Annotated in this window: 22 protein-coding genes and 3 pseudogenes; 18 read left to right on the forward strand and 7 right to left on the reverse strand. The window is 63.6% G+C overall.

The window, feature by feature from the left end; translation table 11 throughout:
- The first annotated feature begins 73 nt into the window (after positions 1-73).
- Genes XarjCFBP7645_RS05880 through XarjCFBP7645_RS05895 form a run of 4 tightly spaced genes read left to right on the forward strand, consistent with a single transcriptional unit; the run spans position 74 to position 4864 of the window.
- Complete coding sequence (locus XarjCFBP7645_RS05880; RefSeq protein ID WP_024939640.1) at positions 74-292, forward strand: DUF1656 domain-containing protein; 219 nt, start codon at positions 74-76, stop codon at positions 290-292.
- Entirely contained in the window at positions 289-1209 is a 921-nt protein-coding gene (locus XarjCFBP7645_RS05885) for an efflux RND transporter periplasmic adaptor subunit (protein WP_180970689.1), read from the forward strand. Before XarjCFBP7645_RS05880 ends, XarjCFBP7645_RS05885 begins: the two co-directional genes overlap by 4 nt.
- Positions 1206-2666: an efflux transporter outer membrane subunit gene (locus XarjCFBP7645_RS05890; RefSeq protein ID WP_104536543.1), complete on the forward strand. Its 1461-nt coding sequence runs from the start codon at positions 1206-1208 to the stop codon at positions 2664-2666. The genes XarjCFBP7645_RS05885 and XarjCFBP7645_RS05890 overlap by 4 nt, the downstream gene beginning before the upstream one ends.
- Positions 2663-4864, forward strand: a complete 2202-nt coding sequence (locus XarjCFBP7645_RS05895; protein ID WP_104536544.1) for an FUSC family protein — start codon at positions 2663-2665, stop codon at positions 4862-4864. The genes XarjCFBP7645_RS05890 and XarjCFBP7645_RS05895 overlap by 4 nt, the downstream gene beginning before the upstream one ends.
- Positions 4865-5073: 209 nt before the next feature.
- Here XarjCFBP7645_RS05895 and XarjCFBP7645_RS05905 read toward each other — a convergent pair whose 3' ends face one another.
- Positions 5074-6435, reverse strand: a complete 1362-nt coding sequence (locus tag XarjCFBP7645_RS05905) for an MFS transporter (protein ID WP_104536546.1) — start codon at positions 6433-6435, stop codon at positions 5074-5076.
- Positions 6436-6827: 392 nt separating this feature from the next.
- On the opposite strand from XarjCFBP7645_RS05905, the gene XarjCFBP7645_RS05915 reads away from it, so the two are divergent.
- Both XarjCFBP7645_RS05915 and XarjCFBP7645_RS05920 read left to right on the forward strand, forming a co-directional pair.
- Entirely contained in the window at positions 6828-7376 is a 549-nt protein-coding gene (locus tag XarjCFBP7645_RS05915; RefSeq protein ID WP_104536548.1) for an RNA 2'-phosphotransferase, read from the forward strand.
- A gap of 178 nt (positions 7377-7554) precedes the next feature.
- Positions 7555-8820, forward strand: a complete 1266-nt coding sequence (locus tag XarjCFBP7645_RS05920) for a phospholipase D-like domain-containing protein (RefSeq protein WP_016902165.1) — start codon at positions 7555-7557, stop codon at positions 8818-8820.
- A gap of 40 nt (positions 8821-8860) precedes the next feature.
- Here XarjCFBP7645_RS05920 and XarjCFBP7645_RS05925 read toward each other — a convergent pair whose 3' ends face one another.
- Complete coding sequence (locus tag XarjCFBP7645_RS05925; protein WP_104536549.1) at positions 8861-9376, reverse strand: hypothetical protein; 516 nt, start codon at positions 9374-9376, stop codon at positions 8861-8863.
- A 270-nt stretch (positions 9377-9646) separates the two neighbouring features.
- On the opposite strand from XarjCFBP7645_RS05925, the gene XarjCFBP7645_RS05930 reads away from it, so the two are divergent.
- The 3 genes and pseudogenes from XarjCFBP7645_RS05930 to XarjCFBP7645_RS22170 form a co-directional block, all read left to right on the forward strand.
- Positions 9647-9853 carry a hypothetical protein gene (locus XarjCFBP7645_RS05930; protein ID WP_039518245.1) on the forward strand — a complete coding sequence of 69 codons (207 nt, stop codon included), beginning with the start codon at positions 9647-9649 and terminating at the stop codon, positions 9851-9853.
- Positions 9840-10952: a type II toxin-antitoxin system RelE/ParE family toxin gene (locus XarjCFBP7645_RS05935; RefSeq protein ID WP_102582217.1), complete on the forward strand. Its 1113-nt coding sequence runs from the start codon at positions 9840-9842 to the stop codon at positions 10950-10952. Before XarjCFBP7645_RS05930 ends, XarjCFBP7645_RS05935 begins: the two co-directional genes overlap by 14 nt.
- A gap of 137 nt (positions 10953-11089) precedes the next feature.
- A pseudogene (locus tag XarjCFBP7645_RS22170) lies at positions 11090-11137 on the forward strand (FitA-like ribbon-helix-helix domain-containing protein); the annotation flags it as partial.
- Between the two features lie 96 nt (positions 11138-11233).
- On the opposite strand, the gene XarjCFBP7645_RS05945 reads toward XarjCFBP7645_RS22170, so the two are convergent.
- The gene (locus XarjCFBP7645_RS05945; protein WP_104536550.1) at positions 11234-11794 is read right to left on the reverse strand and encodes a hypothetical protein; all 561 of its coding nucleotides are present in this window, start codon (positions 11792-11794) and stop codon (positions 11234-11236) included.
- A 205-nt stretch (positions 11795-11999) separates the two neighbouring features.
- Between XarjCFBP7645_RS05945 and XarjCFBP7645_RS21875 the strand changes: the two genes are divergently transcribed.
- The 3 genes from XarjCFBP7645_RS21875 to XarjCFBP7645_RS05960 all read left to right on the forward strand — a co-directional run bounded on the left by XarjCFBP7645_RS21875 (position 12000) and on the right by XarjCFBP7645_RS05960 (position 16052).
- Positions 12000-12857 carry a DUF6393 family protein gene (locus XarjCFBP7645_RS21875; protein ID WP_258079503.1) on the forward strand — a complete coding sequence of 286 codons (858 nt, stop codon included), beginning with the start codon at positions 12000-12002 and terminating at the stop codon, positions 12855-12857.
- A gap of 16 nt (positions 12858-12873) precedes the next feature.
- Complete coding sequence (locus XarjCFBP7645_RS22085; protein WP_308686071.1) at positions 12874-13806, forward strand: XVIPCD domain-containing protein; 933 nt, start codon at positions 12874-12876, stop codon at positions 13804-13806.
- A gap of 629 nt (positions 13807-14435) precedes the next feature.
- A complete protein-coding gene (locus tag XarjCFBP7645_RS05960) occupies positions 14436-16052 on the forward strand; it encodes an alpha/beta hydrolase (protein ID WP_104536552.1) in 1617 nt (538 codons plus the stop codon).
- 81 nt (positions 16053-16133) lie between these two features.
- On the opposite strand, the gene XarjCFBP7645_RS05965 is transcribed toward XarjCFBP7645_RS05960, so the two are convergent.
- Positions 16134-16535: an antitoxin Xre/MbcA/ParS toxin-binding domain-containing protein gene (locus XarjCFBP7645_RS05965; RefSeq protein WP_181126186.1), complete on the reverse strand. Its 402-nt coding sequence runs from the start codon at positions 16533-16535 to the stop codon at positions 16134-16136.
- 302 nt (positions 16536-16837) lie between these two features.
- Here XarjCFBP7645_RS05965 and XarjCFBP7645_RS05970 point away from each other — a divergent pair, with 302 nt between their 5' ends.
- On the forward strand, positions 16838-17293 hold the full coding sequence (locus tag XarjCFBP7645_RS05970) for a hypothetical protein (RefSeq protein WP_181126187.1): 456 nt from the start codon (positions 16838-16840) through the stop codon (positions 17291-17293).
- On the opposite strand, the pseudogene XarjCFBP7645_RS05975 reads toward XarjCFBP7645_RS05970, so the two are convergent.
- The 3 genes and pseudogenes from XarjCFBP7645_RS05975 to XarjCFBP7645_RS05985 all read right to left on the reverse strand — a co-directional run bounded on the left by XarjCFBP7645_RS05975 (position 17290) and on the right by XarjCFBP7645_RS05985 (position 19457).
- Positions 17290-18016, reverse strand: a pseudogene (locus XarjCFBP7645_RS05975) (DUF2306 domain-containing protein). The gene XarjCFBP7645_RS05970 and the pseudogene XarjCFBP7645_RS05975 overlap by 4 nt on opposite strands.
- 116 nt (positions 18017-18132) lie before the next feature.
- Positions 18133-18462, reverse strand: coding sequence for a hypothetical protein (locus XarjCFBP7645_RS05980; RefSeq protein WP_181126188.1), 330 nt, complete (start codon positions 18460-18462; stop codon positions 18133-18135).
- A 116-nt stretch (positions 18463-18578) separates the two neighbouring features.
- The gene (locus XarjCFBP7645_RS05985; RefSeq protein WP_181126189.1) at positions 18579-19457 is read right to left on the reverse strand and encodes an RluA family pseudouridine synthase; all 879 of its coding nucleotides are present in this window, start codon (positions 19455-19457) and stop codon (positions 18579-18581) included.
- 385 nt (positions 19458-19842) lie between these two features.
- Between XarjCFBP7645_RS05985 and XarjCFBP7645_RS05990 the strand changes: the two genes are divergently transcribed.
- The 5 genes and pseudogenes from XarjCFBP7645_RS05990 (at position 19843) to XarjCFBP7645_RS06010 (ending at position 24969) form a co-directional block, all read left to right on the forward strand.
- A complete protein-coding gene (locus XarjCFBP7645_RS05990) occupies positions 19843-20334 on the forward strand; it encodes a hypothetical protein (protein ID WP_080591321.1) in 492 nt (163 codons plus the stop codon).
- Positions 20335-21590: 1256 nt separating this feature from the next.
- Positions 21591-21983: pseudogene (locus tag XarjCFBP7645_RS22175) on the forward strand (XVIPCD domain-containing protein); the annotation flags it as partial.
- Positions 21984-22217: 234 nt separating this feature from the next.
- Positions 22218-23039, forward strand: coding sequence for a restriction endonuclease (locus XarjCFBP7645_RS06000; protein WP_104536555.1), 822 nt, complete (start codon positions 22218-22220; stop codon positions 23037-23039).
- Positions 23040-23206: 167 nt separating this feature from the next.
- The gene (locus tag XarjCFBP7645_RS06005; protein WP_104536556.1) at positions 23207-24307 is read left to right on the forward strand and encodes a ParA family protein; all 1101 of its coding nucleotides are present in this window, start codon (positions 23207-23209) and stop codon (positions 24305-24307) included.
- A 14-nt stretch (positions 24308-24321) separates the two neighbouring features.
- Complete coding sequence (locus tag XarjCFBP7645_RS06010) at positions 24322-24969, forward strand: RelA/SpoT domain-containing protein (RefSeq protein WP_104536557.1); 648 nt, start codon at positions 24322-24324, stop codon at positions 24967-24969.
- Positions 24970-25055 lie beyond the last annotated feature (86 nt).

Here is a 25055-nt window from a genome sequence, read left to right on the forward strand (position 1 = left end):
CGGTTGTGACGTTCCGGATGGCCCGGTGCGCATTGCGCACGGCGCCGGACGTGGTTGTTCCCCCTTGCCCAGGATGTGCCCGATGTACGGCGAATTCAGTCTCTACGGTGTGTTCGTTCCCACCTTGCTGGCGTTGATGACGCTGGCCTACCTGCTCAACAGCGCCATCGGCGCGCTGCTGACCCGGGCCGGTGCGTACCGGCATATCTGGCACCCGGCGCTGTTCAACCTGGCGCTGTACATCGCGCTGCTGGGCGGCCTGTTTTCCCTTACCCGTTGGATGCAATCGTGAAAAAGCTGATCAAGAACGCGGGGCCGGCGCTGTTGACCCTGGCAATGGTGGTGGTGGCGGCCGTGGTGCTGCAGCACCTGTGGCGTTATTACATGGAAGCGCCGTGGACGCGCGATGCGCACGTGGGCGCCGATGTGGTGCAGGTGGCGCCGGATGTGTCCGGGCTGGTGGAGGAAGTGGCGGTGGCCGACAACCAGGCGGTGCGGCGCGGGCAGTTGCTGTTCGTGGTGGACCGCGCACGCTATGCGATCGCGCTGGAACAGGCGCGCGCCGCGCTGGCCGAGCGCCAGGCCACCTTGAGCCAGTTGCGCCGCGAGATCGCGCGCGACCGCAGCCTGCAGGACCTGGTGGCTGCCGAAGATGCCGAGGTACGCCGCTCCAATGTGCAGAAAGCGCAGGCGGCGGTGGCCACCGCGCAATCGGCGGTGGACCTGGCCCAGCTCAACCTGGACCGCACGCAGGTGCGCAGCCCGGCCGACGGCCATGTCAGCGACCGCACCGTGCGCGTGGGCGATTACGTCAGCGCCGGGCGCCCCGTGGTGGCGGTGCTGGATACCGGCTCGTTCCGCGTCGACGGCTATTTCGAAGAGACCCGCCTGCAGGGCGTGCATGCCGGCCAGCGCGTGGACGTGCACCTGATGGGCGAGCCGGCCACCTTGCACGGGCATGTGCAGAGCATCGCCGCCGGTATCGAGGACCGTTACCGCAGCGGCAGTGCCGGCGCCTTGCCCAACGTCACGCCGGCGTTCGACTGGGTGCGGCTGGCGCAGCGCATCCCGGTGCGCATCGTGCTGGATCGGGTGCCGGCGCATGTGCAGCTGATCGCCGGGCGCACCGCCACCGTGACCATCCTGCCGGACGCCGTGCGCGACGCCGCCAGCGCGCCTGCCCGCGTGCCGGCCAAGGCCGCGCCATGAACCGCACCGTGTTACGTCCCCTGGGACTGGCCACACTGCTGGCCGCATTGAGCGCCTGCACCACGGTCGGCCCGAACTACGCGGTGCCGGCGGAGTCGGCCTACCAGCGCCCGGCCGCCAATGCCGCGTTTGGCGATACCGGCAACGACCAGGTGCAGGCCGGCGCGCCGCTGCCGGCACGCTGGTGGGCGCTGTACCAGGACCCGATGCTGGATGGCCTGATCGAACAGGCCTTGCGCGACAACGTCGAGCTGAAGGTGGCCGGTGCCAACCTGCGCCGCGCCGCGGCGGTGTACGAACAGGCGCTGGACGCGGGCGGTTTCGATTACGAGGTGGAGGCCGGCGTCAGCCGCGCGCAGGTCTCGGCCGAGGCCTTCCTGCAGCAGGAAAAGCTGCCGGTGTTCAACCTGGCCGACGGCAAGTTCGGGGTGTCGTATCAGTTCGATCTGTTCGGCAAGCTGCAACGCGGCGCCGAGGCCGCGCAGGCCGATACGCAGGTCGCCCAGGCCGCGATCGACCTGGCGCGGGTCAACGTGGCCGCGCAGGTGGCCGGCAGCTACGTGGAGATCTGCCACGCCAACCACGAGCTGCACGTGGCCGAGCATTCGCTGCAGTTGCAGCAGCGCAGCCGCGACATCACCCAGCGCCTGATCGCTGCCGGCCGCGGCACCCCGCCCGATCTGGCCCGCGCCACCGCGCAGGTGGCGATGCTGGAAGCGGCGCTGCCGCCGCTACGCGCGCGCCGCCAGGCCGCCGGTTACCAACTGGCCGCGCTGCTCGGCAAGACCCCCGGCGAGGTGCCGGCCGGCGTGGATAGCTGTGCGCACGCGCCGGCCCTGCAGCGCCCGATTCCGATCGGCGACGGCCGCGCGCTGCTGGCGCGTCGCCCGGATGTGCGCCAGGCCGAACGCCGGCTGGCGGCAGCCACCGCGCGCATTGGCGTGGCCACCGCCGAGCTGTATCCGGATATCCGTCTGGGCGGCTCGATTGGTGCCACCGGCCTGCTGGCCGACTTCGGCGAGCCGGCCACGCATGCCTGGTCGTTCGGCCCGCTGATCTCGTGGACGCTGCCATCCGGCGGTGCGCGTGCGCGCGTGCGCGCCACCGAGGCCGGCGCGGACGCGGCGCTGGCGCAGTTCGACAACACCGTGCTGCAGGCGCTGCGCGAGGTGCAGACCGCCTTGTCGCGTTACGCGCAGGATCTGGACCGCCTGCATCTGCTGGAACAGGCGCAGCAACAGGCCGACCTGGCGTCGGCGCAGAACCGGCGTTTGTACCAGGGCGGGCGCACGCCGTATCTGTCCAGCCTGGATGCCGAGCGCACGCTGGCCACCGCCGACATGACGCTGGCCAATGCGCAGGCGCAGGTCTCGCAGGATCAACTGCAGCTGTTCCTGGCGCTGGGCGGCGGCTGGGAAGCGACCGCCGGCCGCACCGACCCGACTGCCGCGCGATGAGTGCGCTGCTGCGCGATCGCCAGGCCTGGCTGTTTTCGGCCAAGACCTTCGCCGCCTCGATCGCGGCGTTGTATGTGGGGCTGGCCGGCAACCTGTCGCGGCCGTACTGGGCGATGGCCACGGTCTACATCGTCTCCCAGCCGCTGCTCGGCCCTACCCGCGCCAAGGGCGTGTACCGCGTGCTCGGCACCTTGCTGGCCGGCGCGGCCACTCTGGTGATGCTGCCCAACCTGGTGGAAACGCCGCTGCTGCTCAGCGCGGCGATGGCGTTGTGGCTGTCGGCCTGCCTGTTCCTGGCGCTGCTCAATCGCGGCCCGCGCGGTTATGCGTTTTTGCTGGCCGGCTACACCACCGCCTTCATCGGCTTCCCGGCGGTGACCGCGCCGGAGGACATCTTCGACACCGTGGTGGCGCGCAGCGAGGAGATCATCCTGGGCACGGTGATGGCGGTGCTGTTCGCCGCGCTGGTCTTCCCCGCCTCGGTCAAGCCGATGCTCACCGCGCGCATCGGCAACTGGATGCAGGACGCCGCGCAATGGTGCCGGCAGGTGCTGCAGCGCGGCCCGTCGCAGGCACCGCGCAATCGGCTGGCCGCCGATCTGGTGCAGTTCGAGGCCTTGATCGCTTTCGTGCGCCACGACGACCCACGCCATGCCGGTGCCGTCCCCACGCTGGAGCAGCTGCGCGCACGCATGCTGATGCTGCTGCCGGTGCTGTCGTCGATGGCCGATCGGCTGGATGCGTTACAGCGCGATGGGTCTGCGTTGCCGCTCGCCACCGCCGCGCTGCTGGAGGACGTCGCAGCCTGGGTGGACCAGGGCGAGGACGCACCCAGCGATGCAGACGTCGGCGCCTTGCGCGCACGCATCGCCGCACTGCGCCCGGTGGTGGATCAGGACATCGAGCATCTGCTGCTGGCCAGCCTGCTGCTGCGGCTGGAAGAGCTGCTCGACCTGTGGCAGGACTGCCGCGCGCTGCAGCAGGCGGTGGTGCACGGCACGGCGATGCCGGTGCTGCGCGCGATGCCGGCTGCGGCGAAACCACCTGCAACGGCGGAATCATCCGAACGGGCTACCACTGCACAAAGCGAACCTGCTGTGCGTTCGCGCACGCAATCTTCGTTGCTGCAGCGGCTGACCTGGTCACCGCGCGACACAACCGACGCGCCGGCAGCTGCCAGCACCCCCCGCCATATCGATTTCGGCATGGCCGCGTTTTCCGCCCTCAGCGCGGGCTTTGCGTTGATGGCGTACTGCGTGCTGTGGATCGGCATCGGCTGGGAAGGCGGTGGCAACGGCGCGATGATGGCGGCGGTGACTGCCGCATTCTTCGCCGCGCAGGACGACCCGGCGCCGAGCATGCTGTCGTTCCTGACCTGGGCGGTGGTGGCCAGCGTGGTCGCCGGCATCTATCTGTTCGGCATCTTCCCGGCCATCCACGATTTCCCGATGCTGGTGTTGGTGCTGGCGGCGGTATTCCTGCCGATCGGCGCGTTGCTGCATCGCCCCAAGACCATGCTGATCGCGCTGCCGCTGGTGGTGAACCTCACCGCGCTGCTGAGCCTGCAGAACACCTACAACGCCAATATCCAGAGCTTCGTCAACGCGGCGGTGGCGATGGTGCTGGGGATTGGATTTGCCGTGGTGCTGACGCGCTTGTTCCGCTCGGTGGGCGCCGAATGGAGCGCGCGCCGGCTGGTGCGCCAGGGCTGGCGCACGCTGGCCGATGCCGCCGAGGGCCGCGGCGCGCAGGACCGGCAGCACTTTGCCGCCCGCATGCTGGACCTGCTTGGCCTGCTCGCGCCCCGGCTGGCATTGACCCCGGAAGGCAGCGAGCTGGCCTCGGTGGATATGCTCAACGAAGTCCGCGTGGGCTTGAACATCCTGCAACTGCGCAGCGCGCGGCATGGCCTGCCGCAGCCGAGCAGAGAGGCGGTTGACGCGATCCTGGCCGAGGTTGCGGCGCACTACCGGCAGCAGGTTGCACACAAGCGGCCATTGCCTGGGTCCGATGCGCTACGCGATCGCCTGGATGCGTCGCTGACGCGCGTGGGCAAGGTACCGGCAGGGACGCATCGCGATGAAGCGCTGCTGGGTTTGATTGGGCTGCGTTACAGCGTGTTTGCAAAGACGGTACAGCGGCCCAAAGACATCACACAAAAGCCGCCTGCTTTAGCCCCTCTCCCCTCGGGGCGATAAGGGACTGCTTGCGCGCCACTGGCGCGCGTTCCTTCGAGCGCCCGCGCCGCAAGCGCGGGCCGAGGCGCGGGGGGTGGGGTGAGGGTACGGGGCGAAGCCACTGGCGGTAAATGACACGAGGCTTCGCACGTACCCTCATCCGCCCTTCGGGCACCTTCTCCCGACGGGAGAAGGAAGCTAGCTATCAAGCTTCCGGTTGCATCAACACATCAGCGCTTGCGCTGATGCATCGCCGCTTCGTCATCCAGCCAGTTGCTGCCCTTGTTGGTCAGGAAGAACATGTACACCACCAACGATACTGCGATCACCGCGGTTGCGTAGATCACGAACTCGCTGACGTGGCCGGTCTTCAACGCGGCCTGGTACAACAACGGCGCAGTGCCACCGAACGCAGAGTTCGCCAACGCATAGCCCAGGCCCACGCCCAGCGCACGCACGTGGGTCGGGAACAATTCCGCCTTCACCACCGCATTGATCGAGGTGTAGCCGGTCAGGATCACAAAGCCCACGGTGAGGATGGCGAACGCGGTCAACCAGTCGGTCTGCTTGGGCAGCTCCATCACCAGGAACCAGGTGTAGAGCACGCCGCCGATGCCGAAGAACACCAGCAGGCTCTTGCGCCCGACGATGTCCGACAGCCAACCGCCAATGGGCTGCATCAGCATCAGCACCGTCAGCGCGACCAGGTTGATGATGGTGCCGGCCATCACGTCGCCACCGGCGAACGCGGTCTGGATCATCTTCGGCCCGGTCACCGAGTAGGTGTAGAACGCGATCGTGCCGCCGGCAGTGATCAGGAAGCACAGCAGCAGCGGGCGCCACTGGTTGACGAACAACTCGCGCATCGAGCCCGACGCCTTGGCCTTGCCGGTGCGCGAATCGGCGATGGATTCGGAGCTCAGCGACTCGTCCATGGTCTGGCGCAGCCAGAACACCACCAACGCACCGATGCCGCCCAGGCCGAACGCCACGCGCCAGCCCCACTCGGACACCTGCGGCGCATCGAAGAAATGCAGCATCACCAGCAACGTGGTCTGCGCCAGCACGTGGCCGCCAACCAGCGTGACGTAATGGAACGAGGACAGGAACCCACGCCGGCCCGGAATCGCTGCCTCGGACATGTAGGTCGCGCTGGTGCCGTACTCGCCACCGGTGGCAAAGCCCTGCAGCAGGCGCGCCAGTAGCAGGATGATCGGCGCGGCGATGCCGATCGTGGACACCGTCGGGGTGATCGCGATGACGAACGAGCACAGCGCCATCATCGACACCGAGATCGTCAACGCCAGGCGCCGGCCGTAACGGTCGGCAAAGCGACCGAAGTACCACGCACCGATCGGGCGCATCAGGAAGGTCATCGCGAAGATCGCCCACACGAACATCGTGGCGTTCTTGTCTTCCTTGGAAAAGAACTGCGATTCGAAATAGGTGGCAAACACCGAGTAGACGTAGACGTCGTACCACTCGACCAGATTGCCGGCCGATCCCTTGAGCGTGTTGGACACCGAACGGCGAAGGCTACCGGGGGCTGCGCCAGAACCGGCGGCGATCGGAGACGTTGGGGGTGCGCTCATGCAGTCAGAACCTTGTGGGTGGGACACCCCGGAAGTATAGGTGCGTGCTTGTGTGACGCATGTAAGCATTTCGGCGCATATACAGGCCTGGCAACGGCCGGCAGCGGCGCGCGCTTCAGCCCGCTTCCGACGGTCGTCGGTGTGGTGCTTGCGGCTGCGGGCAACAGCGCAACTGCTGGTTTCTGCCAGTGACGCCCGGCACTCGCTACGGCAGCACCTGCCTGAGCGTCTCGATGAATGCACGCAGCCCCGGGGGGAATCTATCGATGCCCCGGGTCATACAGCACCAGTCCCGACACCGCAGGGCACCACGGCTCGCACGCGCGTTGGCCACCTGGATGCGTCAAAATTGCCGGCATCACTGGCCGCAAGGACGCTTCGGGCGCCGCCGCATGAGCAAGCACCATAACGACATCAGCAAGTTCCTCAGTTTCGTGCTGCGCCACGAACCGCAGGCAATCGGACTCACGCTCGACTCGGAGGGCTGGGCCGAGCTGGACGCGTTGATTGCCGGCGCCCTGGCCCACGGCACCGCGCTCGATCTGGAGCTGATCCAGGCGGTGGTCGCCGGCAGCGACAAGAAACGCTTTGCGCTGTCTGCCGATGGGCGACGAATCCGCGCGGTGCAAGGGCATTCCACGCCAACCGTGGCCTTGCAGCTCGAAGCCAGGGTGCCGCCCGAGGTGCTGTATCACGGCACCGCCACGCGCTTTCTCGAAGCGATCATGGCCGAGGGTTTGCGCCCCGGCCAGCGTCACCATGTGCATCTGTCCGACAACACGCAGACCGCCGCATCGGTGGGGCAGCGCTACGGCGAGCCGGTGGTGTTGCAGGTCGACGCCGGGCGCATGCATCGCGACGGCCTGCCGTTCTTCCAGGCCGACAACGGCGTCTGGCTCACCGCGCAGGTTCCGGCAGCGTTCCTGACCCGCCCGCGCTGAGCTGAGGCACGCCGCAGGCCTGCCACCGCCTTCGGTGCGCGGTGCCGGCCAGCACCTGGGCCGGCACGGATACGCGCAGACGCCGGACGCATCCCCCTTCACGGCCTCCATGCCGCCCGGCTTGCCAGAATGCCGGCCGCTTGGGGCTGTCGATGGCAGGGGAACCGGAGTTGGATGCATGACATGGATCATCGTGGCCACGGTCGTCACCACGCTGGTGGTGGGGCTGCTGCTGCTCAACTTCGCCACGCCCGAGAAAAAGCTCGAGCACATCCCCAGCCATTGCTACGACGTCGCCGACCCGCAGTTCAAACGCGAGATGTCGGTGTTGCTGGGTCCGGCGATCCTGCCGGGCAACAAGATCCAGGTGCTGCACAACGGCAGCGAGATCTTCCCGGCGATGCTGGCCGCCATCCGCAGCGCGCAACGCACCATCACCTTCGAAACCTATATCTACTGGTCGGGCGAGATCGGCCGCGAGTTCAGCCAGGCGCTGTCCGAGCGCGCGCGTGCCGGGGTCAAGGTGCGCGTCACCATCGACTGGGGCGGCAGCCTGAAGATGGATGCCTCGCTGGTGCAGGACATGACCGACGCCGGGGTGGAGGTGCATCGCTACCGCCCGCTGACCTGGTACAACCTGCACCGCGTCAATAACCGCACCCATCGCAAGCTGCTGGTGATCGATGGCCGCATCGGCTTCACCGGCGGCGTTGGCGTGGCCGACCAGTGGATGGGCGATGCGCAGGACCCGGAGCACTGGCGCGACTCGCATTACCGCATCGAAGGCCCGGTGGTGGCGCAGGTGCAGGCCGCCTTCAACGACAACTGGATCAAGACAACCGGCCGCGTGCTCAACGGCGCCGAGTACTACCCCGAGCTGGCACCGGCCGGCGACAGCGACGCGCAGCTGTTCGTGGCTTCGCCGGCCGGCGGCAGCGAGAGCATGCACCTGATGTACCTGATCGCCATTGCCGCGGCGCGCAGCTCCATCGACCTGGCCGCCGCCTACTTCGTGCCGGATGCGCTGATCACCCGCTCGCTGCTGGAAGCGCGTGCGCGCGGCGTGCGCATCCGCGTGCTGCTGCCGGGCAAGCATATCGATGCGGTCTCGGTGCGGCTGGCCTCCAAGGCCAGCTGGGAACCGCTGCTGCAAGCCGGTATCGCCATCCACGAATTCCTACCCACCATGCTGCACACCAAGCTGCTGATCATCGACGGCCTGCTGGTCTCGGTGGGCTCGACCAACTTCGACATCCGCTCGTTCCGCCTCAACGACGAGGCCAGCCTGAACGTCTACGACCGTGACCTGGCCGCGCAGATGACCGAGGTGTTCGAGCGCGACCTGCAACGGGCCGAGCTGTACACGCTGGAGCGCTGGCGCAAGCGGCCGCTGCGGCAGAAGCTGGGCGAGAAGCTGGTGGTCCCGTTCCGCTCGCAGGTGTAGGCAACGGCCTTCCCCCACCTGGCAGTGAGCGCACCCGCGCTCAGCGCTGCACGGCCTGCAGCCGCAGCTGGCGCAGCCGCCACCACAGCCCGCCAACGTGCACCAGCGAGTACAGCACCAGCGCCGCGGCAATACCCAGCGTCAACGGGCTGGCCTGCGAGCCGGCCGCCGCCGCGCCCGCGCTGAAGGCGCCATCGGCCCAGCGCCAGGCCAGGCGCCCGAGCAGCACCAGCGTCAGGCCGCCGCCGATCCACGGATTGGGCGTATACCAGCCGCGCCCCTCCACCCATTCGGCATGCGTGTAGCGCAGCGACAGCGCGCCCAGCCCGATGCCGATCAGCGTTCCCACGGCGATCCCTGGCCGAACCTGCGGCAAGCCATACACCGCAAACGCCAGCGCTGCCGCCGCAATGACCAGCACCACCGCACGCACCGCCGTGCTCACCGGCTTCCACGGCTGGCGGCCGAAGCTGCGCCGGATGCGCCGGTAGTAGAGGAAGGCGATGGCCGCCATCGACAGATACGGCGTCAGCGGTGCGATGGCAGCAGCGGGCATGGCGATTCCTTTGCGGGGTGAGGTGACCAACGCAGAATGAAACCGGCCCCCGTAACGAACAAGGTGCCAAGTGTCACTTTCTGCGCGCACAGGCGGGTTGCCCGGGCGGCCACCGCCGCGCGCGGCAATCGCGACAGGCAACCGACCTTCGCGCAGGACCGGTCTGCCTGCCACCGCCGGTGAACGCCCCAGCCGCGCGCCAGCCATTGCCACACGCGAAGCGGAGCCGCACGGGTAGACTTGCCGGCAGAGTTCCCCCACCGCAGTGCCATGTCCGCCATCAAGCAAGAAGCCCGCACGCTGATCGACACGCTGCCCGAGACGGCAGGATGGGACGACGTGGTTCGCGTCGTGGACGCCGCCAGCTTCGAGGCCGCCGTGCTGGACGGCATGGCCGCAGCGGATCAGGGCGCCTTTGCCGCGCCGGCAGAGGTGAGCGCACTGTTCGCCAGATGGGGCGTTGATGTTGCGGCGTGACTGGACTGTCCCGGCCGCCAGGCAACTCGCACACGCCCAGGATCACTACCACGCGCTCAACCCGACCGCCGCCGCCGCGATGGCGCGGCAGGTGCTGGAAGCCACCCGCACCCTGGCCGAGCAACCTGGCCGCGGCCGCGCCGGCCGCGTCGCCGGCACCCGCGAATGGGTGGTCAAGCAAACGCCCTATGTGCTGGTCTACCGCGTGCGCGACGACGCGCTGCAGCTGCTGCACGTTCGCCTGGAGACGCAGGACTGGCTGCCGCGCACCGAGCCGCTGATCGAACGCATCGAACCCTGGATCGCCGCGCTGATCAGCGCCCTGCTGCACGTACTGATGCTGCTGATCCTGCTGTCGGCCTCCACGCCCACCATGACCCCGCCGCAGGGCTCGGCCAGCGGCGGCCGCACCAAGGTGGATTTTGTCGGCGACACCGCCACGCCCGAGCAACCCACGCCCTCGCCGACACCGACTCCGCCGTCGCAAACGCCAGCGCCCGTGCAGCCGCCGCCGGCCGCCTCGCCGGTGCAGTCCACCCTGGTCAAGACCGCCAAGAACCCGATCCCGCCGGCAGGCAACACCCGCCGCGGCGGCCTGGTCGAGCAGCGCCAGACGCAACCGGTGCAGCGCCCCACCCCGCCGCAACCGCCGGCAGAGCCCTCGTCGCCGCCGCAGCGCCGCCCCGAAACCTGGACCGGCCGCCCACCGGGCATGCTCGAAGAACAAGCCGATGCCGCCGAAGACGGCATGTCCAACACGCCCACCATCAGCGAAGGCCGCCGCCGCGACCGCAACAACGCCCAACCCAGCATGGATGTGGGCGGCTACCAGGTCTATTACGAAGTGCGTAGCGAAACCCAGCTGCGCAACTGGCGCGACCAGGGCATGAAGGAAGTGGCCATCATCCTGCCCGGCACCCAGTACCGCATGGTCTGCCCGCTGGAAGTCGCGCTCAAGCGCGGCTCCAGCAAATGCCGCCTGCTGCCGCCGGACTCGCCGGAGCTCAAAGACATCGGCGATGCCCGCGAGGTCATCAACATGATGGAGGTCTACAAGCAGGGCGAGCCGGTATGGCGCGGGCCCGGGCCGTATCGGTGAGTGGCAGGGCCAGGTTGGCCCCGGATTTCACTTACTGCTGGTGCGGGGATGACTGCTTCGATACAGGGTGTGTGACGTTGTTGGAGTGCTTGCACTTTCCTAACGTGCAAACAACCTGATTCCTGCGCGAGGGCGACATGCCTTCTTTCACCGTCTGCAATATTCCCGACGACGTGCATCGCGCGATCCGCGCGAGGGCTGCACTGCACGGCCGCAGCACCGAGCCGAACGAGCCGAAGCTGCCTTCGGCGCGTTCGTCGATTACCCGGCGGTTGCAGACATCAGCGCCCCTGGTCTTTGCCCAGCTTGGTACCCAGGGCTCCCTTGAACGGCGCCGGATTGCTGGTCACCAGGCAGTTGTAGGTCTTGTCGCTGTTGAGAATCAGCACGGACGACTGCGGCCCCTTGAAGTCCAGCCCGACCGAGAACAGCACATAGGTGTTGGGCAGCGCGCTCGGCCGAAACGCACCGAAGGCATACTCCCCGGACAAGCCCAACGGTGCCAGCGGTATCGTCACCGTCATCGGCTGCGTGCCCCCAGGCGATGGCAGCGACGAGGACGCAGACATCATCTTGGACTGCACGTCGATGGAGTACTTGGTGGTGACCGCCGAGCCCAGGTACTTGGAACCCGGTGCGGAAACCTGCTTGCGACAGGCCGCAATGTCTTCGGGCTTCTGATCCTGCTGGCCCGTCTGCAGCGTGGCAAAGACATAGCTCAGCGTGACCGTGTCCGTCCCGGTGACCGGTGCGGCAACGGCAGCGTCCATGCACAACGCGGCCACGACGAGTGAGAGGCCACAGGCCGCAAGCGCACCGCGATAGCTGGTTTTACGTTTCATTTCGATCGTTCCCTGGTGTGTGATGCAAGGTTTTGGCAGCGGCTGTACGCGCGGCTGCCGCTTGCGCCTTGAATGGACATTCGCAACGGCACCTGTGCATAACGCCAAGCGGCAGATGATCGATTGCGTACGATGACGACATGCGTGTGTGCGGGAGCACCACACCTACGCCACCCAGCTGGCCACGCCGCTGGTGGGTTCATCGTTGAAGACCAAGGCCTCGCAAACCCGGCAAATCGTCTCAACAACGTCGTTGCGTGATGCAGTTTGGAATTCGGAAGCGAATACGGCGCTGTCCACGGCTCACGTCAAGCATCAGTCGAGGCAAAGCGGCTATTTGAAGCGCTTGGGGCTTGCAACTTCCAGTAACGCCAGTAGAAGTGTGGTCGCCTACTTGAAGAGGCGTGGCTTGCAGGAATATCTCAATGCATACATTTGGATGTGGCACAAAATGGATCGCCTGGGCAGCCCTGACGATCCAACTCAGCTATTCATCAACCATGGGAAGCTTGTAGTACGCTGGTATCGTCTGCACGGAAGGAGTGTTGATGTACCAGCCTGCCTGGGAAGGCTCAGGACCGCGCGGACATTCTATTCAAGTGATTGGTTGTATCAGGAGATCGCCATGCCACGCATCGTGCTAAACGGGTGGGCCGCAACGCTTGCACTTACCGGGCTTGCGGTGCTCCCGCTTTCATCCTGCGCCAATGCAGATACTGCACGTACCGCTTCGACACAGGAAGACACCATGAAATCAGGAGCCAGCCCAATGCTTGAAGAGATTTATGCATCAAAAAAGCCCGTTCGATTCGAACAGGTCGACGTTAGTAGCATCGTTTCCAAGTACGTTCCTCTGGGAACAACAAAGTTGGTGGTGCTGGAGACGTTCAGCAAATCTCCAACGTCAAAGATTGTTGAAGACACCCCAGGCAAGGTGGTCGTCAGGGACAATAAGGGGCAGGCAATGCTTGATCCAGATGCACGTTCCATTGTGATGACTTTTTCTTTGGATGCCGACGGCAAGGTGACACACGTCGACGCCGTTCACATCAAGAATCAGTAAGCCAACGGAGACCATCATGGACGAGAAGATTGAAGTTGGATATCGCAACATCGGGTCTGCGCTGGGCAAGGAGTACCATCACAAATTCCTTCTCTACACCGATAAAGAGGGCAACCAGCACACCATCAGCGGCTGGACCGGCGATGAGCAACCTGGATTGCCGTATGGCCGGATGCGCGTTGAGACTAATCTGCCCTACAACCGGGCCAACCCCGATCATCGCGACAATCCGAATGCGGTTGGACAAAAGCAATATCGCGAAGAGATCACACACGGTGCGGACTTGTCGGGAACCTGGGCACGCATGGTCGCCAATGCCAAGAGCAAGGATGACAAGTATCCCTACGATCCCCAGTTGCAAAACTCCAACACACTGGCCGATAGCGTTCTGCGGGATGTACGCCTTCCGGAACCAAAGAACGATGGCGTTTTCGGCCACTGGGCGCCTGCATCGGGACGACAGCTCGACGAATCGATCCAGCCCTCGGTGCCAGGATTAGGTAACTCAGGACGTACCTTCAGCGCAGGCGGAGCACCCCTCGATCCGCATCAGGAAGCGCGGCTACGCGATGACCCATTGTTCAAGCAAGCCTTGGCGGGGCTCGATAAGCTCGGCCCGGATGCAGGCGTCTACACCAATCAGCAAGACAAGGAACGCATTGCCGGTGCCCTGGCGGTCCAGGCCAAACTCAATCGCCCGCCGCTGCCCGAGATCCAGGACGTTATTCCGAATCACACAAATGGCAATATTTTCGCGACGTACAAGAATCCAGGAAATGACATGGATGTATTACGCACGCACGTAGATAAAGCCGAAGCCGTCAAGCAGCCCTTGGCCGAGAACCTGCAGAAGCTCGAAGTTGCCAATCAACAGACCATGCAAGCGTCTACGCAGGAGGCATCACGCGCAGTGGACCAACCAAGTCATGGTGCGCTTGGAATGCGGTGAACAGAAATTGGGAATGCAGTCGTATCGCCTTGCTCCCGCAGCTCGCCGCCGCGGCGCTCTCCCAGCCACAGTTCCAGGCTGCGTGGCGCATCGGCGCTGATCACTTGGATCGCTCATCTACCGGGTCCGGCAGGTCTGGCCGGACCTGGATGCCCAATTGCCGCAACAGCTCGGACATCCGGCCTAGTTGCACAGCGGCCTGGCCGCCTGCCGCAAGCCTTCCGCATTGCGGACTGGGCGGATATAGGCGTCGATGTCGGATGCTCGGTCGATTGGGATGCGCATGGCGGTGATCGAATCTAAAGCGGGCTTTAGATTATTCCGGCAGTCAACAGGTATAAGCGAAGTCTGAAGCCGACATTAGATTAGCTATCGATTAGACGTTTACCGGGATGAAACTGGCGCTGGCTTTCGTTTTGTTACTTGGGGCCGGCCCAGCTTCATGCCGTGGCTCGCGCTGCCGGCCGGAGCCGGTGTCGCGTCCGGTTGATGATGTGAGCGCTGGAGCGGGCAGATCGGATACGGTGACCAGACCTCGCGTTGGTGGCGCACGGCCGGCCGGGAACTGGCTACAGTCTGCACAGGGCCGTGTGCGCCCACTCCATCCACCTGCGTTCCCAAGGATCTGCATGTCTCTGCATCGTCTTGCCCCCCGCCTGGGTCTGGCCGTTGGCCTGTTGTGCGCCTGCTGCGCGCACGCCGCCGCACCGGCAGCGGCCCATCGCCTGCTGCGCGTCACGCTGGACGGGGCGAGCGACCAGCCCGTGTCCGGCCGCCTGCTGGTCTTCGCCACCCTGGCCAAGGACGCCCAGGCCGCGGCCAAGGATGGCAAGGACGGCAAGGTGGAGGAAGTGAGCGTGAACCCGTTCCGCCCAACCGCGGTGGCGGTGGCGGCGCAGGAGGTAACCGCGCTCGCCCCCGGTGCCAGCGTCGAGATCGACCTGGACAACATCGCCTTCCCCAGTGGCTTTTCCGCGCTGCCGGCCGGCGAGTACCTGTTCCAGGCCGTGCTGGATCCGGACCACAGTTACAGCTATGCCGGCCGTGATGGCGGCGACCTGTTGAGCGAGGTCACCGCGGTGACGCAGGGCAAGGGCAAGCCGTTGCCCACGCTGACACTCAGCAAGCAGGTGCCCGCGTCGGACGACCCGTGGCAGGTGTCGCCGCGGGCGCCGCAGGCGATCCGCGACGCCGTCCCGGAGGCCAGGCTGCATAGCGCGGACGCCTCGCTGGTCAGCCCGTCGCTGAGCGCGTTCTGGGGCCGGCCGGTGTCGCTGCGCGCCCGCGTGCTCACCCCGCCCGGCTACGACGCCAAGTCCGCCACCCGCTATCCCACCGTGTATGTCACCCACGGCTTCGGCGGCAACTACAACCGCTTTGCCGGCAGCATCGCCGCCACCTGGAGCGCAATGGCGGCCAAGCAGATGCCGCCGATGATCTGGGTGTTCCTGGACCAGTCCACGCCCACCGGCACCCACGAGTTCGCCGACTCGGTCAACAACGGCCCCTGGGGCACCGCGCTGACCGAAGAGCTGATCCCCGCGCTCGAACGGCACTACAAGATGGACGGCAACGCCAAGGGCCGGTTCCTCAACGGGCATTCGTCCGGCGGCTGGGCCACGCTGTGGCTGCAGACGCGTTACCCCAAGCTGTTCGGCGGCACCTGGTCCACCTCGCCCGATTCGAGCGACTTCCACGACTTCACCGGGCCGGATCTGTACGCGCCCAATGCCAACGTCTACCGGCGCCCGGACGGCAGCCAGTTCCCGCTGATCCGCGACCAGGGCAAGGTGGTGGCCGACCTGGAAACCTTCGCCAAGCTCGAACGCGTGTTAGGCCCGTATGGTGGCCAGATGACCTCGTTCGATTGGGTGTTCTCGCCGCGCGGGCCCGACGGCCGCCCGGTGCCGATGTTCGACCGCGACACCGGCAAGGTGGACCCGGCCGTGGTGGCCTACTGGCGCACGCACTACGACATCGCCGCGCGCGTGGCCGCGCAGTGGCCCACGCTCAAGCCGGATCTGGACGGCAAGATCCATCTGATCGTCGGCACCGCCGACACGTTCTACCTGGATGGGGCGGCGCGCAAGTTCCAGGCGGTGCTGGACGGCCTGGGCGCAAAAAGCGACTTCCGCTACCTGGAAGGCCGCACCCACTTCGACCTGTACAAGGAGGGCGAGGACAGCAACGCCTTGATGAAGAAGATTGCCTGGGAGATGTACGCCGTGGCGCGGCCCAAACAGTAAGCGCGCCGGCGCACGGCCGGCGCTGCCGATCGGCGTGCCGGCCACCGGCACGCCAGGGCGCAGCATCACCGGCCCCGCTGCTCAGGCCGAGCGCTTGGGCAATTCCCACTCCAGCTGCTGCCTGAGCACCAGCAGCAGCACTTTCAGGCTGCCGCTGCGGACCAGGGCGGCCGGCGTCTGCCCGTCCAGCGCGTTCATGGGCTTGCGGAACCAGCCGATCAGCGCCTCGTTGTTGCCGCCGTTCAAGGCCCAGGCATGGCAGACGATCTCGCCCAGGTTCTCGATGCCGGCGCTGCCCAGCAGCTTGAGGTGCTCCGGCGTGAAGGCGAACAGCGACAGCACCAGCTCGGCGTCGGCCGCCTTGCCGTGGTCGACCGCCATCTGCTGGCTGTGCGCGGTGTTGTAGGCCGCCCCCTGCGCGCGGAAGTCTTCGGCACGCCGCATGCCGGTGAGCAGTGATGCAATGAGGTCGGCGCGTTCCATAAAGCAGTCCAACGGTGTGATAGCGCGCACGCTATCCGCGTCGCCGCCGCCGCTCAATCAGGAGTCTCCTGACAGCGGCGATGGGCGTCAGCGGCCGTTGCATTACGCGCCGGCCGGCCCGTGCGGGGTTGGCAGGCCGGCGGCGGCTTCGGTGGCCGATTCCCGCTTGCGCGCCGGCCTGTAAGTCGCGCCAACCATTGGCAGCGCTTAACGCGGGGATTGCTAGCATCCGGGCGCGTCACTGGCAGCAGCCCGCCTGCAGGGCTGCCGTATTGGAGTGTCATCTCATGAGGAGTTGTCAGATGCCCTGGAAATCCGCCCTCGCCGTGCTTGCCCTGTCCACCGCCGCGCTGCCGGCGCTGGCCCAGTCCGACCGCCAGGTGGTCGAAGACATGCTCACCCGCTCGGCCAATGTCTGCCCCGGCCACAGCACCGACCGCACCGCGCCCACCGTCAAGGCCGTGCCCGTGGGCGCGCTGCGGGTGATGCTGGAACGCGGCCTGGTCATGTGCCCCGACCGCCGCCTGGATGCCGCCGCGCCGGCGGTGTTCTACGGCCGCCTGGGCGTGTTCGCCTGGAACCCGGAAGTGCCCGCCGGCAAGGCGGTGATCGTCAAGCAGATCGACACCATGACCCGCAACGAGGAATACCCCGCCGAGACGCTGGTGTGGGACGCCAAAGGCACCGCGCTCAAGCGGCAGACCGTGCCGATGTTCGAGCCCAAGCCGGGTGCGGCGGTGTTGTACAAGGTGCGCTAAACCGCGCCTGCGCCTCGCACCGGGGCCGTTTCAGCCGGCGTCGATTCCGACGCCGGCACCCGCCGCGGCTGCGGACAGACGCATGTGCCGGCGCGCGGTGTTGGCGATGGCGCTCCCCACCTTGTGGATGAGCAATGGCACCGCCCAACTGGCCCATAGCAGCGCCGCGATCGTGCCCGGCGAAGGCGCAATGCCGGCCCCCACTGCCGCATAGAGCGCGATGCGAAATATCACCGGCGCCAGGGTCACCAGATACGCCCGCACCATCCAGCGTCGGTGCCGGCCAACCCGCCCGCGACGGATGGCCACCAGGCCCACGGACGCCACCACCAGCCACGCCGCTTCCGTCGCTGCGAAGGCCACGCGGATCGCCATCGGCGCCGGCGAGGTGGCGATCAACCCGGCGGCGCCAAGCATTGCCGCCAGCATCCCGGCGACATAGGCACGCCCGACCCAGCGGTGTACCCATGCCTGGCGGCGCCAGCGTTGCGTGACGAACTGCAGCGTGCCGAGGGCGATGCCGGCAGCGCCGCCACCGAGGTGCAGCCACAGCCAGCCGCGCCGGGTGAGGAACATGGCGTATGCCGGCGACTCCAGCGCGGCGTACTTCAGGTACACATGGCGGACAAACTCGGCCGCGAACGCGGCCAGCGCAAGCCACAACAACGCCCACGCCACACGGGCAAACGGCCTGCGACCCGCTACCTCGACACCTTCGCGCATCGGATCGACCCGCATGCCCCGCTCCTTCGGCCAGCCTGCTCTCGGCAGCGGCAAGCTAGCATGGACACGCAGCGGCAGCGTTGGCGCAGATCGTAGGCGCGTCGCGGGGGGAAGACTTACGCCTGGCGCTGCATTGCGTGCGACACCGGATCAACACCGTCGCTACCGAGCCGCTGCTCGTAGATCTCGTCGACCACGCCGCGTACCGCGCGGGCGGCATTGAAGATGCTCTCGCCCAGAACCGACAGACTGGTGGCATCCAGCGGCTTGCCGCTGCACACCGCCACCATGTCGCTCTGCGCGGTGATCGTGCGCAGCAGCGTATGGAACTGGTCGATCTGCTGCAGGGTGACGCCGAAGGTGAAGGGCTCTGCGTGCGTTTCTATTTTGGCCGCTGGCCGCACGCGCTGCCGAGTATTGGTCGTAAGGGCTCTCGAAGTGGTCATGCCGTCTGTCCTCGACGTGAGCGGACGGGATGTCCGCAAAGCTACCGTAGCGCGCTTTTTCGGATATCTGAAAACCAGATATCCGCCCGATTTTTAGCGAAGCGCAGGTTCCCGTCTCAAGCCGATTTTGTCGGTTCGATCGTCGCGGTGAAGCGCCGAGGCTCACCAGTGATCGGGTCATCGAATGCCAGCGTATGCGCGAACAACTGCAGCGGCCGCTCCGGATCATCGGGCCGCTGATCTTCCAGCTCTGGATAGAAGCGGTCATGCAGGATCGGCGCACCCAGGGCGGCCATGTGCACGCGCAACTGGTGCTTGCGCCCGGTGACCGGCTCCAGGCGGTACGTCCACGTGTCTACGCCGCGTGCGGCAACATCGATCACCGTCTCGCTGTTCGGCTCACCCACGCCCTCGCGCATACGGAAGAACGGCTCGCCCGGCTCCAGCCGGCTGCGATGCACATACGGAAACGTCAGCCCCGGCAGCGGTGGTGCGACTGCTAGGTAGTGCTTGCGAATGCGTCGCTCGCGGAACAGCGCCTGGTAAATCCCGCGCGTGGACGGGTTGGTAGAGAACAACACCAATCCGGCAGTGTCGCGATCGATGCGGTGCAGCGGCACCAATGCGGGGTTATCGAAGCGCCGCACCAAACGGGTCAATAGCGTCTGGTGCACGTACGCACCAGCTGGCACCACGGGCAGGAAGTGCGGCTTGGACGCCACCACCAGGTGCTCGTCCGCATGCACTACCATCTCGGCAAATGGAATGACCGGCTCGACCACTACCTCGCGGAAGTACAAAATCTCGGCACCCAGGCGATACGGCGCAGAGGCATCAAGCGCGATGCCTTCGGCATCCAGCACACGCCCGCGCGCGAAGCGGTCCTGCCAGGTGGCGGCATCCACACCCGGAAAGCACGCGCATAACGCTTCCAACACCGTGGACCAGGGCCCGGATGGCAGCTGGAACTGGCTGGCGGGGAGGCCATCAAGCATCGGGCGTGCTGGAAGCATGACCACAACAAGGCGCACTCACACGGAGAGGGCTGGAATCGTACCCTGCCTGCGTTTGCCGTTCTCTCCTGATTTCCGCAAAGGTGAACAGAAAAGCCTCAACCGCAACGAGTGACCATCAGGCGATACGCATGACGCCACGTCAGGCAATGCCGCAGCTCTATACCAAGGAAATGGGGATACGCTGTTGCTCCAGACACCAGCCGGTCTTGCGCGCGCGGAAACGTTTCGGTTCTTAAGTAGTGAATTTTACCAACAGCCTACTTGTGATTTTTCTTACCGTAAGCGAATTGAAAACTGCTGTTTGCAGTAAAGTCCCGGTGCCCTACGCCCGACTCGCCGATTGCGCAGATCAAGGAAGCGTTCAATGACAGCTCAAAGAAAGTTCAACAAGAAGATCATGCGTTGCATGTCACTCACCGTAGTCGCGCTGAGTGCAGCATGCTCGAATGCTTCGCCGCCGGCCGGTGCGACGGTCGGTAACTTTGCAAACAAGTGGGCGTACGCCACCGCCTGCGGCTCTGGCCACTTTCTGAGCGTTGACCTCAATCAGCAGAAGAGCCATGTCACAGGAGAGTGGAGCGAAGGGACCAATGCTCGTGGAGGTGGCGGAAAATTGGAAGGGGATGTGCGTAGCGGAAAGCTCTACGTTCGCTACTGCAGCGATGATGGCGAGGCAGGCTATGAGGCATGCCCCAACTTTTCGGGGGAAGAAGATTACTTCGTTCTTGAAAAGGGGGCCCTGGTGCGCTACCAGAAGTTCGGCGATACATATAAGCGAGATGTCGCCTTGCACCCTGATATCAAGGGCAAGCAGATTCCATCCGAAACCTGTGCAGACACAGAGAGCGACTCATGAGCAGGCTGACAGATCAGGAGTTGCGGGCCACGCTGTACTTTGCTGTCGGCGTGTCATCCGAAAGCGGCTATGCCGCTTATCAATTGGAGGTCGCTGGCGACAATCTCAGGACACCGTTGCTAGAGCCGGCCGACAACAGTGGCTACACGATCGGCACTATCCAAACTGACTTGGGACAGCACTATCAGCCGAACATGCCTAACGGGGAGAACGTTCCAAGGGACCTCGTGAATGCCTATCAACAATGGGCGCATGGACAGCAGCAAGATCTTGTTCTCAGCCAACAGCAGGTTGATCAGACAATCGCCGATCTTGGCCGTAACGGCCGCGCTATCCGCGTCGATGCCGGTCGGCCGCTCGATGCTGAAGTGAAATCCAAGCTGGACACATTCCTTTCTTCTAACGAGGGCATCAGCTGGGTACATCAACGCGATGTGGCGCAAATCGACAAGTTGATGGATCGCGCTATCGCGCCCTTGCAGCGGAGTGAGCTCTACCAGAATGCGTCTCTGGACGACCAAGTTAGGTTGGCGACGATGGTTGGGAAAGCCTACAACCAGAACGAAACGCGCACCGCGCCGATGATCCGCAACATTGAGGCAAATCAGTACCATTCGCTCGCGGATGTGAGTGCTGCCATTGATGATCTGAATCCAAGGGCGACTGGACGTGGCGACTATCTGGAAGCTGGGCGAGACAAGGCGCTGGAGGGCGCCGATGTGGTAAATGCATTGCGCAATGCGGATTCGCGTAGCCCGCTTGCAACAGTATGGACCAATGTAGCCGCCAACCCGCTTGTGGACCCGACAACACTCAACGCGCCGCAGGCAGGCCAAAACTTGGCGCACGAATACCATGCGGTGAAAAACCTGTTTCTGCACTACAACCGTGCAGAAGAATTCGTGAGCGCGCTGGATCGCGGCGCTACCTATCAAAATGCTTCAACAGACCGGGCAGACCCAACGCGATTCAATGGTGCTGGATTTTATGCTGCCGGTAACGACTTGGTGACCTGGGACAAGACAGGTCAGGGTCACGCATTCTTGAATGGTGCTTGGAGCGGTGTTGAGCGTCAGAATCTTGCGCGAATGCGCAACGATGACGGCACCACAGATCTGAGCATCAGCGAAAATGGTCAAACGCGTAAATTGCTGCATGTCGATCCACGTGCAAATCCATTGCGCGGGTCGGAAGAACCAGCGCAGCCAACGCTGCATGATCAACCGCCGGTGGTGCCTAGGCATGGTTCCTTGCTTCCATCACAGGACCCGCTCCATCGCCAAGCCGAAGATGCCGTTCGCCGCCTTGAGCAAGGTCTCGGCAGGGAGTACGACGACAACAGCGCAAGGCTGGCAGCAAGTAGCGCGTACTTAGCTAAAGAGAATGGGCTGACAAGAATCGATCATGTCGTGCTGAGCGAGAACTATAAGTCTGTGCGACAAGGCGAGAACCTGTTCGTTGTAGAGGGGGCGTTGAACGATCCCGCACACAAGATGGCGCACATGAAGACGAACGACGCCATCGCACAGCCGGTTGAACAGTCTCTGGCGCAATTGCAGTCCTTGGGTGAGACACAGCGGCAGCAACAGTCCCAGCAACAAGAGCAGCAGCGCGAACAATCGATCACTCCGCCGCCCCGGATGGTATGAGAGGGCACGAAATAGGTTTGGCCCTGAGGTTTCGCGAGGGCATTAATACTCCGACGCACGCGAGCGCGCTGATGGACGCATAAGCGGCCTCAAGCTGTGGGGCAAGAATTTGGTTTCTCACTTTCGAGCGCGTGAGGCTGATGTCTGGTGGGAGATTGCTCGCAACGGCGCAGATGCTCTGCTGACAAAACCTGTTGCAGCGGCTATGGTCGAAGCTGGGACGGGGGTTCTTGCATGGGACGCAGAAAGAAGCAAACCGGGTTTGAAGCATTGGCTGCATTGCCGTGGCCGGCTGGCTTGATTGCAGGAGTCGCTGCGTATCTTGCGGTGCGCTACGGCATAAGCTGGTGGTTTTCTCAACACGGCGGGATGCTTTCGCAGGGCATTGCCCAGCAATCGAGCGGGATGCTCGCGCCATTGGCGTGGATGCTGCTCGGCGTCTGCTGGCTTGCCGCGCTGTTCTCCTACCTGGGCACACGCAGCCGGCGGCGCTTTTTGGAGACGCGCACAACACTGGAGAGCCTGTCCACCGGCGGCTGGCGCCAGTTCGAACTATTGGTGGGCGAAGCATTTCGCCGCCAGGGCTACAGCGTCGAAGAAACCGGCCTGGGCGGCGCCGACGGCGGCATCGACCTGATCCTGCGCAAGGACGGCCGCCGCACGCTAGTGCAATGCAAGCAGTGGAAGCGCCAGCAGGTTGGCGTCAGCGTCGTGCGGGAGATGTACGGCCTGCTCGCGCATCACCAGGCCCATGCGGTCAAGATCGCCTGCATCGGCACCTATACGAAGGACGCTGAGCGCTTCGCCGAAGGCAAGCCGATTGAATTGATTGATGGCGAACGGCTGCTGGAAATGATACGAGCGGCGCAGCAACAGGCAGCAGCACAACAGACGTCTGCACGCGTCGAACCCGTCTTTGCGTCCACTATCTCGATGTCCGTTGTCACACCAAGCTGCCCGTACTGCGGCAGCGCCCTAGTACAGCGAAGGAACCGGCGCACCAACGAAGACTTCCTCGGCTGCAGTCAATTCCCCAGCTGCAGAGGAACCGCGTAAGTGAACCTGACCCCGTTTCTTCCGACTCCGTTTCTTCCGTTTCTCATTGGCAATTCCATCAGTTTAAACCGTCGGATGCCGAAATATTCAATCACAAAATGCTCACCGTCGGTAAATCAGTTCGAGCGACGCAGGCTTGTCTCCCCAGAAAGTTTTAAGGTCAATAAATGAAAACAATATCTATATTCAATAACAAGGGTGGAGTGGGGAAAACGACCCTAACTTATCACTTTGCACACGCGCTAGCCAATTTAGGCCATCGCACGCTTGTTATTGACCTTGATCCACAATGCAACCTAACTATTCTTGGGATGGATGAAGATTTAATTCATTCCATTTGGGAAGCAGAGGACGCGTTTGTTGAAGACTTCGATAAAGCAAGGTTAACGCGCAACCCTCAACAGTATAATGATTTATTGTCCACTCCGCGCTCGATCCATTTCCTCTTAAAACCAACGGAGGACGGCGTGGGAGACATTCCTTCATTGCCGCCTCCGCACGAGCTAGCCAATGGCCTTGGCCTTATTCCCGGCAGACTCACGATGCATATGTACGAGGACAAGATAAGCAAGCTTTGGAGTGAGGCTTTTCAAGGCGATCCACAGGCTATTCGCACAATCACCAAAATTAGAAGCCTTGCGAAGGCATACGCTACCAAACACGGCTATGAATTTGTCATCATGGACACATCTCCGAGTCTTGGGGCGCTCAACAAGGTCATCATCTCCACAACAGATGGATTTTTGATCCCTTGTATGCCAGACATGTTTTCGCTTTATGGCATACGAAACATTGGCGCTGCATTAGCAGGATGGAAAAAACAGTTTCACACGATGTATTCGTTATTATCCGATGAGAAACGGTCAGAGTTTCCTGAGAATTTTATTAAGCTCCTAGGCTTCACTATTTACAACGCAAAACGGTACACCGCAGTAAATCATCCCTGGAATCTTGCCACCGCCCATTATCATTACGCGCTCCAAATACCGGAAGCGATAACCAAGTACATCCCAGACCAGGTAAGAGACCATCTTTCTACTGCACTACTCAACGCGCCCGTTGGTGGTGAGGCTGTAATGCACAGCCATAACACACTACCCGGCATGGCACAAAAATACCACACTCCGATTTGGAATGTTCCCAACTTAAACTCGCTTGAGACCGGCGACGCCTCAACGATACGAGGAAATCGAGAAATATACTTCGAAACCAGGCAAAGCTACCAAAAATTTGCAACATCCGTTTTAGCTCGAATCAACCTCATTTAAGTATTGGACACACAATGACTCCAGAACGAATGCAGGAGCTGATTGAGCTTTTTAAGTCAAATCGCAATGAATTCGATGTCTTTGCTAGCGGCATACGGCAATGGTTTTTAGGACATGACGAACTAGTGTCTAAAGAGTCGGTCCATTCGATTAGGTATCGACTTAAAGATTTAGAGCATTTAAGAGACAAGCTGACTAGAAAGTTTGCCGATGTCGATCTTACCAACAGCGAATTCTTCTCTAGGATAACCGACCTTGCCGGAGTCAGAATTCTCCATCTCCATCAAGCTCAGTTCAATGAAATTCATAGTGCGATTACTAAAAAAATCAGTCAAAATGATTGGGTATTGGCCGAGCCAGCAAAAGCTTTTACGTGGGATCCTGAATCCCAAGAGTTTTTCGCGGGGCATGGGTTGCACGTTGAACTACGGGACACCTACTACACCAGCGTTCACTACCTCGTAAAGCCTCGCGCCGATTCACCATTATGCTGTGAGATTCAAGTGCGAACTTTGTTCGAGGAGATTTGGGGTGAAGTAGACCATAAGCTCAACTATCCTAATCCAACGAGTAACATCGCCAGCAGGGAGCAGCTAAGAGTCCTTTCAAAACTTGTCGGCGCTGGAAGCCGCTTAGTTGACTCGATATTTAGGACCGCATGATGCTCGGCGTGGTCCATGCAATTGCAGTTAACGTGGTTCAAATCGAGTTCTCAGCGACATGAGCGGCTCTCACATTCAAGCCGCTG

The organism is Xanthomonas arboricola, assembly GCF_002940665.1.
GTDB classification, from domain to species: domain Bacteria; phylum Pseudomonadota; class Gammaproteobacteria; order Xanthomonadales; family Xanthomonadaceae; genus Xanthomonas; species Xanthomonas arboricola_B.